This window comes from Bacillus sp. ISL-57 (assembly GCF_018613135.1).
Classification (GTDB): domain Bacteria; phylum Bacillota; class Bacilli; order Bacillales; family DSM-1321; genus Peribacillus; species Peribacillus frigoritolerans.
The window spans coordinates 200,193-213,770 of the sequence record NZ_JAGGQV010000007.1; the positions used below are offsets into that span (position 1 = coordinate 200,193).

Here is a 13,578-nt window from a genome sequence, read left to right on the forward strand (position 1 = left end):
CACGAATATCACCTTTCATGCAGATAAGGACGCTAATGGATTCCTGTACGAAAGGCTGACTTATGAGGTTCGGCTTTTGAATGTCCAAAGAGAAAGGAATAATGGAGTAAAGATCGAGGGAACCAACGGATGGGATGAGTAAAACGGTGAAATCATGTTTGAATCCTTTGCAGCAGAATTCGGCAGCATGCTTGCCGGTAATGTTACCGCCTCTTTAGACAAAGCATTGATATTACACCTCCCACGTCATTATGGGCAATGGCGAAAAAATGGCGAGGTACCTTTCACCTTAATAATCGAAATGTATACACGATATAATAAAACCCCCTTACCTATAATTTGGTAAGGGGGCGCTTTCAGTCGTCTTTCTTTACTGAAGATTGATTTTGCACTTGTATAATGATGTTTTGAAACTCCTCTTTTCCACACACACTGCACCTATACTCCTGGCTAAGTATGGTCCGGCAATGAATACAATATTTTTTCTCCATCCCTATCACTACTTTCCTGAACATATACTATCAATATATTCAAAAAGTGAAGAGAGTTTCCTTTTATCTGACAAAACTCTAAATTCATTATCAATGATATGCTTCTGCCAAAAAATGCCCAAAATCCTCTTCACCTGAGGATTTTGGGCATGTAAATGGGTGAATCTATCAAGAGTATAGAATCTATTTTAATCAGGCTACATTTTGCCCTTCAATACGGGCTTCCTTCACTTTCCCTTTTGTAGGGATGATGTTAAAGACGATATTCAAGAATATGGCTGTCAAACTTCCGGCAACAATACCGTTTTCCGTTAAGATTTGAAAGCTTTCCGGAATTTGCGCAAATAGCTCAGGAACGACGGTCACCCCTAGTCCCATCCCTACTGAACAAGCGATGATCAATAAATTTTCTTGAGAAGCAAAATCAACTTTGCTCAACATCTTAATTCCAGCGGCAATTACCATCCCGAACATCGCCACCATTGCACCGCCAAGCACGGATGAAGGGATAATTGTCGTGAATGCACCGATTTTTGGAACAAAACCTATGAAAATAAGAATGCCAGCCGTTGTGAATATGACATTTCTTGTTTTAATGCCTGACAATTGAATCAAGCCGACATTTTGTGAAAAAGCTGTATACGGAAAAGCATTGAACAAACCGCCAATCATGATGGCAAGTCCTTCAGAACGATATCCGCGAGCCAGATCGTCTTCTGAAATTTCTTTGTCCGTGATTTCACCAAGAGCATAATAAACACCAGTCGATTCCACCAAGCTGACAATCGCCACCAATGTCATTGTAATGATTGCCGTGACGTTGAATGTCGGGGTTCCAAAGTAGAAAAAATGAGGCATATGCAGCCAAGTGGCACTGGCAACCGAGCTAAAGTCCACTTTCCCAAGGAAGAAGGCTGCAAATGTTCCTACTAACAGCCCCAATAAAATAGAGATGGAGCGTACGAATCCTGATGAGAATTTATACATGAATATAATGAATAACAAAGTTCCGAATCCAAGAGCTACATTATTCAAGTCTCCGAAATCAGCAGCTCCTTGGCCTCCACCAAGGTTGTTGATGGCAACAGGAATGAGCGTAATGCCAATAATCAAAACGACCGATCCAGTGACAATGGGCGGGAAGAACCTTGCCAGTTTTCCGAAAAACTTACTAATGATAATGACGATCAATCCTGACGCCAAAATAGATCCATAAATGGAGTTGATTCCATATTGCGTACCAATTGCAATCATCGGGCTAACTGCTGTAAATGTGCAGCCCAGGACGACCGGAAGCCCAATTCCAAAGAATTTATTTTTCCATACTTGCAATAAAGTTGCTATCCCGCACATCAAAATGTCTATCGAAACTAAATAAGTTAACTGCGCTGCAGTCAATCCCAGCGCCCCACCGACTATCAATGGAATGACGACTGCACCGGCATACATGGCAAGAACATGTTGTAATCCTAATGAAGCAACTTTTAATGGTGATTGACTAGACATTAACGGCTTCTCCTTCCTTTTCCTCAGCAAACGTTATCTCCCCGAATTTCAACTCAGCAATCCGTGCAAGTGATTCCACTTGAAAACCTTGTTCCCTAAGATCCTTACCACCGCTTTGGAATGCTTTTTCAATCACGATGCCGATTCCGGCCACTTCTGCTCCAACCTGCTTACAGATTTCCACCAACCCCCGGGCTGCCTGTCCGACAGCAAGGAAGTCATCGATGATCAAAACCTTATCTCCGGCTTCAATATATTTATTGGAAACCGTAATGGTATTGGTTTCTTTTTTTGTAAAGGAATGAACGGACGCCGTTACTAAATCATTTGTTAAAGTAAGTGATTTACGTTTACGGGCAAAAATGAGCGGAACTTCCAATTCCAGCGCAGCCATCAAACCAGGTCCAATGCCAGAAGATTCAATTGTCAGCACTTTCGTTATTTCCTTTTGTTCGAAACGTTTTACGAATTCTTTACCAATTTCTTTCATTAATATAGGATCCATTTGATGATTTAAAAATGAATCTACTTTTAAAATATCTTCTGATAAAGCTTGACCCTCGGACAAAATTTTATCCTTTAAAAGTTGCATGAAGGTTCCTCCCAATCTTGGATGTTTATTGACCCATAATCTATGCAATTGTTTCCAGGCATATAAAAAAGCCCAAGAAACATTGCGGCACTTTTTTGGAGTGAAGCAATACTTCTTGGGCATGAATGAAAATGAATCAGCAAAAGCCTTCAATATGCAACAAGATCTATTACTCACCCATAGTCGAATTATTTACGGTAATCCGGTAGAAACTTGCAGGCCATATCCCTGCTATTATACGAGTGAAGCTTAATATTTTATTAATATATGAATTATAACAACGCTGACTCTATTTGAAAAGTTATTTTTGTTAAAAACCGAACTTTCAATAAAAAAAATAATTCATCATTCGTATTAATAGAATATTGTGAAATCACTAAACCTAAATGACATGGATTTACCTATAAAGAAAAAACATCGCTCCCACTTCAAATAACATTTGGATTTTGCACATGCCCTTTTATGGTTTGTACCGTTGAGTTCCTCTACAGTACTCGCTTTCGGCGGGCGGACCACCCTCGTCGCCTTTGCGCCTGCGGGGTCTCCCCTGGCGCTTTTCCCACAGGAGTCTCGCATCTTCCGTTCAACTTTGTTTTAACTTTTAGAATCCTATTGCCTATAAAGCATGATTCTATTCAGCGAAATTAACTGAAAATGATTACTTTAAATCAACTAGTGCCAGCGAACCATTAGATTCGTGAAATGAAGGCTGCCATTGACTTCTTTTCCATTTATGATTTGGTGAATGATAGGTATTCAGTTTAAACTGACCTTTGGCTAAGCTATTAATGACTCCTTAACATATAAAGAGGGCTATCGTGGGTACAAATCGCCAAAACACATCTGTGCAACATCCTCATCTTTATCACAGTGTACAAAAAGAATATCAAAAAGTGGTGACACGGCCTATCTGGCAAACATATGTGGAAGAGGCAGATCATCTGCCTCTTCATTTAGATGAAAAACTATATATGCGAAACGTAAAGAAACGATTGAGCGTGTATTCGCAGATGAAAAAGCAGTGGACTACTTTAAGGGGACTTAAAGATTGTAGATGCAGGCGATGCTTACTTTTTTCGCTGGATTACTTAAAAAAAGATGGCCAATTGGACATAGTAAGGTCCAAAAATGGCCTAACCTAGTGGGCTTGAAGAGCCCCAATCTCTTAATTTCAGGCGGAAATGTAAAGGGAATTACAAACTGAGAAGGCCTTGACATTTAATGCAAGTCCTTTGATTCATTTGATTTTATAAACTTCTTTATATTTATCTTCAAGATACTTTATTAAATACTGAACATTCAGGCCTTCCCCTGTCGTTTCTTTCAAAATCTCCAAAGGTTTTTTTGTTTTTCCATATTTATGTATCTTTTCATTAAGCCATTCCCTGATTGGCGCAATATCCCCCGCTTCCAACAGTCCATCAAAATCAGGCAAATCTTTAAGCATCGCTTGCTTGATTTGAGCTGCATACATATAGCCCAATGCATAAGAAGGGAAATAACCAAAGCTGCCATCTGCCCAGTGTACATCTTGCAACACGCCCATGGCATCATTTTCAGGAACAATCCCCAAATAATCCTTATACTTTTCATTCCAGACTTCCGGTAAATCCTTCACTTCAAGTTCTCCATTAAAAAGAGCCTTTTCCAGTTCATACCGAATCATTATATGTAGAGGATACGTCAGTTCATCTGCCTCAATACGGATGAACGATGGTTTCGATTCGTTAATGCCCCGGTAAAATTCATCCAGTGTCACGTCATTGAATTGTTCGGGGGCATATTCTTTTAATAAGGAGAATTTATTTTTCCAGAAGCTATGGTTCCGTCCAATGAAGTTTTCGAAAAATAAAGATTGTGATTCATGGATCCCCATGGATGTCCCGGAATCAAGAAGTGTTCCAATTAACTCATTGGCGATATTCTGTTCATAAATGGCATGTCCACATTCATGAATGGTACCAAAGATTGCCCCTCTAAAATCATTTTCATCGTATCGGGTCGTCACCCGGACATCTCCCCTATTTATTCTAATTTCGAAAGGGTGAACCGTTTCATCCAGCCTGCCAGCCTTGAAATCGTATCCTAGCTGTTTTAGAATTTCCAAGTTGAGTTGATGCTGTTTTTCTTTTGGAAATTCTTTATAAAGAAACTCTGTTTCAGGTCTATGTTCGCTCTTTGCAATCTGTTTTACCAAAGGAACGATCCTCGACCGAAGCTCACTGAATACGCTGTCAAGTACATCTACAGTCATGCCTGGTTCATACATATCCAAAAGGGTATTATATTTCGTCCCTTCATATCCCCAGTATTCTACAAACCTGCGGGTATACGCTACAATTTGCTCCAGATAAGGTTGAAATAAAGAAAAATCTGCTTTTTCCCTTGCCTCTTCCCATGCACTTTCAGACCGCGATTGTAAAATGACGAATTCCTTATATTCGTTTGCAGGAATTTTCTTATTCCTTTCAAAATCTTTCTTACACTCTTGCACCATTTTATTAGTCGTTTCATTAAGAGGCTCCTTCGAAAGTTCTGCAATGAAGGATTCCATTTCTTTACTTGTGGTCATATTAAACACTTCGGAGGAAAGCACCCCGATAACTTCGGAACGCTGCTCAACTCCCTTTTTCGGTGCACCTGTGCGCAAATCCCAAAAAATTAACGCGAGTGCTTCATTATACGCCGAGATTTTCTTTACATATTCTTTGAACTCTTTTTCTACCAGATCGATACCCTTTTTAACCATAATCACTGCTCCTTCCAACTACACTTTACCATATTATACAAAAATCATTCCTATCAGAACCACTCCGATTAATAAATTAAAATAAAAAAGAACCAAGGGGCACCTTGGCTCTTTTTTGGATAGACTTGAGTTAAAGCGTAACAGGAAGAATGGATATAATCTTCTCTTTCACCTGCTCCGAAAGATCCTTATCAATCAAAATCTGGACTGTCCCCGAATCATTGCTCGTCCTGATCAAACGCCCTATTCCCTGGCGCAAGCGAAGGAGCATGTATGGAAGATCCACTTCTTCAAATGCGTCGGTAACCGAGTTGCGTTTGGCCTCGAAAACTGGATCGCGCGGCGGGAATGGCAGGGAGTGTATCACAACATTTTGTAATGATGGCCCTGGAACATCAAGCCCTTCCCATAAATGATAGGAGAAAAGAACAGATTGCTCATTCTCTTGGAACTTCTTAACCAGCTCGCTGATTTCCGCTTCCCCTTCAAAATAAAATGGATAAGAAGATATTGGGCAGTTTTCCTTGAACCAATGCAATTCTTCTTTTGACTGGAACAACACGAGTGTTCGACCTTCATTTTCCTCAATTGTCTTCATCGTATATTGAAGTTTAGCCAATTGATCTCCGTTTTCGAAGGCAGGCATGTTCATTTTCATGACTTCATCGTAATCAAACGGTGATTCAACCGAGAAGCTGTCATACTTTTCTATCCCTAAACTATCGGCAATGTATTGGAAGGATTTATTATCCGATAATGTTGCCGATGAAAAAATGTAAGGGATTTTTTTAGAGAATACCTGTTCAGACAAAATATCCTGTACGAGCCTTGGCATGATGACCAATGTTTTGGTCATTTCATTTTCTTCAAACCAGGAAACGGCCTGTTCATCCTTTACAAATAGAGAAAGGGAGTAGCCCAGCTGCTCTAAATATTCTTCCGTCACTTTTAAATCATAATCATTGATCGTGTACATTTCCGCTTCAAAAACCAGGTTCTCTTCTAACTCCTCAACCTTTTTGTGAAGCTTATGGGCAAAGCTTGTAATTTCTTTGGACATTGGGATTTCATAACGATTAGATCCGCTGACATGTATCGCTTTTTCATCCAACAAATCAAAAAATTCTTCATTGATATCAATTAAATCCTCAATGATGTATAAGGTTTCTTCACGAACCTGATTGGCTGTAAGCAATTCTAAAACCGAGGCAAGGGTTTGTTCCCCAACTTTATAAGTTAAAGCCTTTTGAGCGGCAAATTCCAATAAGTGACCTTCATCAAAGACAACGCAGCTATGATCTGGCAGCAATGGCAACTGTCCTTCACGCTTACGCTTTTCCTTAGTCCATACATGCTCCATGAAGAAGTCATGTGAACAAATGATCAAATCACTTGATTTTCGATAGTGGTCCCGTGATAGGGTTTGCCCGCATCGATGGCGTTTATCACAAGTGAAACAGTTTTGGAGTTGGTCCCAGCCAACTTTAGACCAGTCTTCATCATTTAAATATGGGTACTGTTTACGGTCCCCATATGCTGTATAGGCGTTCATGGATGAATTATCATGGACAAACTTGGGAAGTTCATCATATAGCTGATCTATTCCCTCTGAATCTTCATGATTCACTGCGTATTCCAACTTCTTTAGACATACATATTGATCGTGATATTTGGCAAGCCGAACATCCACTTCAATACCTAAAGCATTCTTGATTTTTTGGATGTCGCCTTCCTCTTTGACAAGTTGTTCAATCAACGTTTCATCTGCACACGAAATAATGGCCGGTTTATTCGTATATCTCGCATAACAAATCGCATATAGTAAATAGACCAATGTCTTACCGGTCCCTACCCCTGCTTCAGCAAAACTTACATTCTTTTCCTTAAAGGCTTTTTCTAACTGAAATGCCATGAATATTTGTTCGTCACGCAGCTCAAATCCTTTTTCGGGAAGAATATCGTAAAAGACATCACCGATCCATTCTGAAAGCTTATCGTAAAAAGAATCTTCCTTTGTTACCGAAAAAGGCAGTGTTTTAAGCATCCTGGTCTCCCCTTTTATCTATCATCAGTGTATAGAATCCGAATCATTATAATCTTAGGCAAAAGTATATTATCCTTTATTTCACATTAATAGTCAAGATATTTACCAACCATTAGAAAATGAAACGTATTATGTATGTTTTTTCTATGTATGCTGCCTCGTTGCCCCATTCGTAAAATAAAAGACAGGCTCCAAAAGAGAGCCTGTCTGTAAATAATATAGGGTTGAATTAAGCTTTGTTTACGTTTGATGCTTGTGGTCCACGTTGACCTTGTTCTACATCAAATGTAACGTCTTGGCCTTCTTCAAGAGTTTTGAAACCTTCGCCTTGGATAGCTGAGAAATGTACGAATACATCGTCTCCACCTTCACGTTCGATGAATCCAAAACCTTTTTCTGCGTTAAACCATTTTACTTTACCTTGTTCCATTTTTGTTGCCTCCTAGTGTGTTCTCCACACATTATATTACTATCCTTGCTCAAAAGAATATTAAGGTATTCCTTAAATTTGAACAAAAATAATTCATTATTAGAATAACAGAAAAGGAAATGATAAGCAAGACTGGAACCTATTATGAATAAATCGTCCTGACTATCAGAATCCTCCGTTATATTCTACCTACTTATTCACCTTGAGGCTGTCTTGGCGGCCTTTTCCCCCAATATTGATAAAGGTCAGCACGGATGAAACCATTGAACAATTTCCTTTTTTTCGTTGCAGGCTTACCATAATGCTGTTCGAAGTCAGGGTTGGAGGTAATCATGTATACTGACCATGTATCAAGCTTCTTGAAGGCTTGGCCCATTTCCCTATACATCTGCTCAACCGCTTTTTTCTCACCAAGACGTTCTCCATAAGGCGGGTTCCCGACAATGACACCATACTCTTTCCTGGTCGAGATATCCCTCACCTGCATTTGTTTGAATTCGATCAGATCACCAAGACCGGCTTCAAAACTATTAGCTTTAGCTATATCGACCATTCGATGGTCAATATCACAACCGGATATGTCCAAGTACTGATCATAATCGGCTAAATCTTCAGCCTCGATCCGTGCTTCATCCCAAACCTTGCTGTCCATCCATGACCAAGTTTCAGATACGAATTCCCTATTAAACCCAGGTGCTATGTTCTGACCAATTAAGGCCGCCTCGATGGGAATCGTTCCAGATCCACAAAATGGATCTATGAAAGGTTTATCCGCTTTCCAATTGGTCAGCATGATTAACGCAGCCGCCAATGTTTCTTTAAGAGGCGCCTCTCCCTGCCCGGTTCGATATCCCCGTTTATGCAGACCTGCACCCGAAGTGTCTATGGTAAGTGTCACAACATCTTTTAAAATAGATACTTCAATTTTAAACAAAGGACCAGTCTCGGCAAACCAAGACACTTGCTTGTATTTACTTTTCAATCTATCAACAATTGCCTTTTTGACAATCGCCTGACAATCAGAGACACTGTATAGTTTTGACTTAACGGATTTTCCACTCACGGGGAATTCGACATCGGCCGATAAGTAATCCTCCCAATTCAATGCCTTTGTTTTTTCAAACAACTCATCAAATGAATATGCTTTAAATTCCGCGACTTTAATTTTCACCCTATCGGCAGTGCGCAGCCATAAATTAGAGCGGGCAATGGCGGATTGATCACCTTTATACGTGATTTTACCATTTTCGACTTGACAATCGTAACCAAGATCCCGAACCTCCTTGGCAACAATTGATTCCAATCCCATTGCTGATGTTGCGATAATATCGAATTGTTTCATTTATTCTGCACCTTCTTTCCATTAATCCAAATCAATGGCACCTTTTCATGAATTTCTTCATTTATGTATTTTAGAAGCAGGCATTGATTTTTTACATGTAAACCTTATTTAAAAGGTCTACCGCCTTTTATCTTGTCGCTAGAATTCTTCATTGTTGGCCAAGCTTCTATCATGATCATATAGCTGGAACAATTATGGATTACCGTGAGACTTTACCTTATTATCACTGCACCTTAAGATACTCGCTGCAATTATATGATTGAATTCATCCAAACCAATTATGTATGGTTCCCATCCATTATCCACCTTCATTTTTATGGCAAACAGAAGATAGGGAACCTTTATAAATAGGATACCCAGAATCAAAGAAATGCTTAACATTCCAACACTATTTTTAAAAACGTTTCCGAAGACTTCATTCAAGCTATTTTCTATCCGCTGAACACTTTTCGAAGGGTATGAAAAACTTGCCAAGTTCTAAGTTTAACACAGCGGAGTTTCAGAAAACGAAAAATAAATGGAAATGCCCAATCTTTTTATATAAGGCCAATCTCCATAAACAAAAACTCTCCTTTTAAAAGGAGAGTTGTGCTTTTGGTGTAATATGATAACGTTTTGTAAGCCATGTTTTGTTCCTCAGTACTGCAAGCGACTCGCGTCTCGTACTTCGGCGGTAATCATCTATCTACAGAAGCAAGTGCTCCTGTCCTTCTCCTCGTTCATTTCCAAGGAAGAAAGCGCCCCTACCATTAATTTGGGTTTCTCGCTCGTGGGGTTTACCTCGTTCCACCCTTTACATTTCTGTAAAGGCTACGTCACTGTGGCACTTTTATAGGTATTCATGCCATATCCAAAAGGACTTAGGCATTTTCCCAGCCGTCAGCAATCCAAGATTGCTGCCCAAGCTTATTTTTTCGCCAGGCACGAACACTACGGACATCGCAGTCCGTGCGAGCATGGACTTTCCTCTACTGCATAAATGCAGCAGCAATTACCCAAACGTTAACATAACATAATTGATTATACTCCATTATTCACGAAAACACAATACCAAAATAATTTTCATTTTTACAATGCAAAACCTCAATCAAAAAGCTTGTTACCAAAAACGTGCTTTTCCAAGTTGGATAACCGTTTAAGGATGTCAAAGTTAGTGGTTCCCGGGGTAGCACTTGGAGCAGGTTGATTTGGACGTTTTGTACTCTCGTCGGCTTGTTTTTTCAATTTAAGATTTTCTTGTTTAAGATCTTCAATTTCCTGATGGAACACTTCATAATCTTTAATGATCAGATCCAGGAATTGATCCACATCTTCAGGTTTATACCCGCGCATGGCTGTTTTAAAATCTTTTTCAAGAATATCTTTAGCCGTTAATTTTATCTTATCGGATAGCATAAGACTTCACCTCAATACTTTCGCCAATACAATCGACTTTTTTATTATTTTTTCAAATCTGCTTGGGTTTGTCAACGAAACACCTTTTTGTATCTTACTGTTTCAGTGAACGGTATGTAATCCCATTAAAACTGTATCTAAATTTCATAATAATATGATTATGCTTTAGAAACAACTTTTAATCCATAATTATTTTCTCTCATTCTTCGGACCAGCTCGCTTCTTCCGCAGCCGATTGCAAATCATCAAAGTTTATCTGAAAGATGGGGTATGGCTGTGTTTCAGCTTTTTTCATCGCTTCGAAATAAGGATATCGGGCTGATCCTTCTTTTTCGGCTTCGAAAATGATGAGCATGGCATCACTTTTATGGACCATATACCTATTTTTGATTTTAAGCTGTTCGGGCCCTTCATATGGTTTGTTGAAAATGGATTCAACAAAATCGGCACGGGCCAATATGGATTGGTAAAACTCTTGGTTCGTTTCATTCCATGATTCTTCCTGTTTCAGGAAAGGAGTAAGCACCCCTAATTTTAGCTGATGAAATTCTTCCTGTAATTCGAAAACCACTTCGGCACCCCATAGTTCCGTACCCAACTGACCTGAGATGATCACCCATTCCAGCCCATCTTCCACCAATGGCAGGAGACGCTGTTTCATCGCTTTCTTTATATATTTTACGGCTTCATGGTCATTTTTAAATATCCCGAATTCAAAAGCTTTGTAGCCGGTCATATACAAAACCTTCATTGCATAGTCAATCTCCCTTTTAACATGATTATGTAAGAAAATAAGGGCTTAATAAGCCCTTATTTTTTAGTATCCAAAATGCCTAGGCGGACAGCATGGGTTTTGCGGCGGCCTTCCACAAATCAAGTGTTGATTATAGCACTCGTTCACAACGGATTGAGTATGCGGGAAATAATGCTTAAATGTGTTCACATGTTTATTGACATTTGTAGTATGTGATGGATGAACGACAGGAATCACTGTGTTCGATACATTCGTATTGACAAATTGCTGTGTCGGAGAGACTTGCGCTGGGGCAACTTGAGATGGAGATGTTTGTGTTGGACCATATTGCGCTGGAGACACTGCCGATGGACTATAGGCTCCCATTACGTTGGACTTTTTACCAGTTGACGCTCCCATTACGTTGTTCTGTTTACCGGTTGATGCGCCCATTACTCCAGGTGCGTTCCCGTATGCTCCCATCACATTGTTGGATGCGCCCATTACATTGTTGTATGCACCCATTACGTTGGGGTTATTTCCTCCACTATTACGAAAATACATTTATAATACGTCCCCTTTCATCATGATAAGTTTAGTCTTACCATTATAGACTATGAAAAAAAGGGGATACGTGTACTGATGAAATGACCTAATTATACAGAATAAGTATAAAACGATGTATGGCTGTCGATAAGTACACTATTATATGAATGCTATCTCTTCAAATATAGAGGTTAATTTTCTACAAAAAGGAATAGAGACTGTCTTTTAATGAAGTAAATAAAACTATCGTTAAACAAAGGACAACAAAAAATAGAAATAAAGTCGTTTTATACATTTCTCCGCTCCGCTTTCACCTTAATTTTATTTGATGTAAAGGTATGAAATGAACGCTTGGAATTTCACCCTCAACTCTTTCCATTTTACACACAATAGTTGAAGGCTACAATAATTGTATACATATTTTTTATTTTCATCCTTTTGCACTAAAAGACCATTCTCATTCCTTTATTTTATACAGAAATATCCTTTGAACCTTCTTTCTTTTCGAGCCGCCGAATCCTCTTTTCCAATTCCAATTGTTTTTTTTCCTGAGTGATCCCTTCTCTTACCATCTCTTGATGGGCGATTATTGAACATTTTAGAGCATGGCCGACTTCCTTAAATTGATGTTCGTATAATTTTGCACATTCAATCTGTGCCTTTATCCTTATTTGCACATTCCCTTTTAAGGCAACTTCCTTCCAAATCTCCAAAGCTTCATTGAATTGTTTTAGCTTCTTTTTCTGGAAAGCTAAGGCATGACCAGCCATTATTCGATCTTCCTCACTTCCCGATTCCAATATTTTTTGATATGTCTCAACTGACTCCTCTTTTTTCCCCAAATAATCGAGCCATCGTGCAATCTCCATGGACTCTTCCGTATATCCATCGATTTGGAGGATTTTTCGAGACAAATGAATATACAATGTGATCAGTGATAAGATATCCCATTCATTATGCTTCATGATCCCAAACAGAATTTCCGGATTCTTCCTCTCAACAAAATCAAAATAAATCATCGGCGCCAAATATCCAGGAATATCATCCTCTCTATGTACACCTAGAATATCTGTTTCGACCGCAGATAATTTCACTCGCTCCAATTTGTTTCTCCAAAGGCGCCTTGAAGCATGATACAAATCGAAATGTCCGAACTCCGGTAGTTTTGGTACATGTTCTTTTATTAAGGTATGTCTTGTTTTCAGCTGAGGCCAATCAAAGGATTTACCATTATATGTGACAAGGGTTTCGTAATTGATGTTTTCCAGAAAGCTTTGATAAAGCGGGATTTCACTTCCTGGCTGCGGAAGGATATGTTGCTTCACGACAACTTCTTCACCTTCTAAATAGGCATAGCCAAGTAAAAAAATGGTATTGCCCGCTCCGCCTCCAAGCCCTGTCGTTTCCGTATCGAAGAAAAACAGATCTTCACTTTTAACGCCCTTGGCGGAGAGTGGATGCTCCAATGAAGCTTGATTCCACTCTTTTACGACCTTTTTCAACTCGGAAAATGCATATAAGCCGTGTTTGTGATTTATAGGGTAGCGGACTTCCCTAATGAAACAATAGTCACCATCGAAATGAAAGGAAACGGTATCGTTCTCCAGCCACTTTTCAAAGTAAGGAATTTCTTCATTCTCTTTCTGGTCGATTACTTCTATAGGAGAAGTATGTTTCTCTAGGTTCATATGGGTTTTCATACGGTTTAGTTTATTTTTTAAAGACATGAAATTACGCCTCTTTTCACGGA

General features: G+C 39.2%; 11 protein-coding genes, 1 other RNA gene, 1 pseudogene and 1 riboswitch. Of the genes and pseudogenes, 1 reads left to right on the forward strand and 12 read right to left on the reverse strand.

Translation table 11 applies throughout. The features are described 5' to 3' along the window. Positions 1-683 precede the first annotated feature (683 nt). On the reverse strand, positions 684-1,997 hold the full coding sequence (locus J7I90_RS12315) for a nucleobase:cation symporter-2 family protein (protein WP_214771963.1): 1,314 nt from the start codon (positions 1,995-1,997) through the stop codon (positions 684-686). After that, on the reverse strand, positions 1,990-2,589 hold the full coding sequence (locus tag J7I90_RS12320) for a xanthine phosphoribosyltransferase (RefSeq protein WP_096337561.1): 600 nt from the start codon (positions 2,587-2,589) through the stop codon (positions 1,990-1,992). The genes J7I90_RS12315 and J7I90_RS12320 overlap by 8 nt, the downstream gene beginning before the upstream one ends. 160 nt (positions 2,590-2,749) lie before the next feature. Further along, positions 2,750-2,851: riboswitch (purine riboswitch) on the reverse strand. A gap of 537 nt (positions 2,852-3,388) precedes the next feature. Here J7I90_RS12320 and J7I90_RS27365 point away from each other — a divergent pair. Continuing rightward, a pseudogene (locus J7I90_RS27365) lies at positions 3,389-3,700 on the forward strand (transposase); the annotation flags it as partial. A 126-nt stretch (positions 3,701-3,826) separates the two neighbouring features. Here J7I90_RS27365 and J7I90_RS12325 read toward each other — a convergent pair. The 10 genes from J7I90_RS12325 to J7I90_RS12370 form a co-directional block, all read right to left on the reverse strand. After that, positions 3,827-5,338: a carboxypeptidase M32 gene (locus J7I90_RS12325; protein ID WP_214771965.1), complete on the reverse strand. Its 1,512-nt coding sequence runs from the start codon at positions 5,336-5,338 to the stop codon at positions 3,827-3,829. A 130-nt stretch (positions 5,339-5,468) separates the two neighbouring features. Then, positions 5,469-7,382, reverse strand: a complete 1,914-nt coding sequence (locus J7I90_RS12330) for an ATP-dependent DNA helicase (RefSeq protein ID WP_214771967.1) — start codon at positions 7,380-7,382, stop codon at positions 5,469-5,471. Positions 7,383-7,611: 229 nt separating this feature from the next. Beyond that, positions 7,612-7,812 carry a cold-shock protein gene (locus J7I90_RS12335; RefSeq protein ID WP_034307871.1) on the reverse strand — a complete coding sequence of 67 codons (201 nt, stop codon included), beginning with the start codon at positions 7,810-7,812 and terminating at the stop codon, positions 7,612-7,614. Between the two features lie 193 nt (positions 7,813-8,005). After that, positions 8,006-9,154: a THUMP domain-containing class I SAM-dependent RNA methyltransferase gene (locus J7I90_RS12340; protein ID WP_214771970.1), complete on the reverse strand. Its 1,149-nt coding sequence runs from the start codon at positions 9,152-9,154 to the stop codon at positions 8,006-8,008. A gap of 192 nt (positions 9,155-9,346) precedes the next feature. After that, positions 9,347-9,535 (reverse strand): hypothetical protein, encoded by a 189-nt coding sequence (locus J7I90_RS12345; protein ID WP_214771972.1) that lies wholly within the window; start codon positions 9,533-9,535, stop codon positions 9,347-9,349. A gap of 232 nt (positions 9,536-9,767) precedes the next feature. Further along, positions 9,768-10,157: RNase P RNA component class B (rnpB, locus tag J7I90_RS12350), an RNA gene on the reverse strand. Positions 10,158-10,237: 80 nt separating this feature from the next. Further along, complete coding sequence (gpsB, locus tag J7I90_RS12355) at positions 10,238-10,549, reverse strand: cell division regulator GpsB (RefSeq protein ID WP_034307876.1); 312 nt, start codon at positions 10,547-10,549, stop codon at positions 10,238-10,240. A gap of 199 nt (positions 10,550-10,748) precedes the next feature. Then, positions 10,749-11,300, reverse strand: a complete 552-nt coding sequence (locus tag J7I90_RS12360) for an SLOG family protein (RefSeq protein ID WP_214771974.1) — start codon at positions 11,298-11,300, stop codon at positions 10,749-10,751. A 66-nt stretch (positions 11,301-11,366) separates the two neighbouring features. After that, the gene (locus J7I90_RS27370) at positions 11,367-11,846 is read right to left on the reverse strand and encodes a CotD family spore coat protein (protein WP_238141512.1); all 480 of its coding nucleotides are present in this window, start codon (positions 11,844-11,846) and stop codon (positions 11,367-11,369) included. A 452-nt stretch (positions 11,847-12,298) separates the two neighbouring features. Further along, positions 12,299-13,555: a ribonuclease H-like domain-containing protein gene (locus tag J7I90_RS12370; RefSeq protein ID WP_214771976.1), complete on the reverse strand. Its 1,257-nt coding sequence runs from the start codon at positions 13,553-13,555 to the stop codon at positions 12,299-12,301. Positions 13,556-13,578: the final 23 nt, after the last annotated feature.